Consider the following 1106-nt stretch of genomic DNA (forward strand, 5'->3'; position numbering starts at 1 on the left):
AGGAGGGCGTCTCGGCAGGGCTGCTGTTCCAGTGGCGCAAGCTCGAACGCCAGGGAGCGTTGACCGCGGTGTCGGCTGGCGAAGCAGTTGTGCCGGCCTCCGAGCTGGCGGCTGCCCGCGCGGAAATCGCCAAGCTGCAGCGCGTGCTCGGCAAGAAGACCATGGAGAACGAAATCCTCAAGGAAGCCGTGGAGTACGCCGCAGAAAAAAAGTGGATTGCGCGCTCGCCCTTGTTGCCCGGGGACGACCAGTGAAAACGGTCTGCCGGACGATGGGGCTGGCGCGCTCGCATGTGCGCGACCTGCTCGGGCGCGAGGAGGACTGGAACGATGGTCGTCGCCACCGCACATCCACTGGCGATGCCGGGCTGCTTGCTGAGCTGCGCCAGGAAATTGCGCAGCTGCCCAGCTATGGCTATCGACGTGCCTGTGCCTTGGTCAACCGTCAGCGCGCTGCTCAGGGTGCACCGAAGGTCAATGCCAAGCGCGTCTATCGCGTGATGGCGGCAGCCGACCTCCTGCTGCCCAAAGCACCACGCCGGCGCCAGTCCGCACGCACCCATGAGGGCCGTGTGGCGGTCTCGCGCAGCGACCTGCGTTGGTGCTCCGATGGCCTGGAAATCAAGTGCGACTCGGGCCAGACCGTGACTGCCACGTTCATGAAGGATTGCTGTGACCGCGAGGTGATGGCCTGGCGGGCCTGGGAGGGCAAGGGGCTGCCAGGGGAGCCGGTACGCGAGATGCTCATCGAAGCCGTCGAGCGTCGCTTCGGTTCGGTCGAGGCGGTGCCGGCAGACCAGGAACTGGAGTTCCTGAGCGACAACGGTGGGGCCTACATCGCAGCTGACACCAGGGCGCTGGCGCGTGCGCTGGGCCTCAAGCCCATCAACACGCCCGTCTGTAGCCCGCAGAGCAACGGCATGGCCGAGAGCTTCGTGAACACCTTCAAGCGCGACTACGTGGCCCGCATGGACCTGCGTGACGCGCACACGGTGTTGGCGCAACTGCCGGCGGCCTTCCGGCACTTCAACGAGGTGCATCCGCACTCGTCGCTGAGAATGCGCTCGCCTCGGGAGTTCAGGCGGCAGCAGGCCACCGTAACCGACC

At 66.4% G+C, this 1106-nt stretch carries 1 pseudogene; it reads left to right on the forward strand.

The features are described 5' to 3' along the window. Window positions 1-1106 (forward strand): annotated as a pseudogene (locus IE209_RS33610) (IS3 family transposase); the annotation flags it as partial.

This window comes from Pseudorhodoferax aquiterrae (genome assembly GCF_014652235.1).
Classification (GTDB): Bacteria; Pseudomonadota; Gammaproteobacteria; order Burkholderiales; family Burkholderiaceae_C; genus Pseudorhodoferax; species Pseudorhodoferax aquiterrae.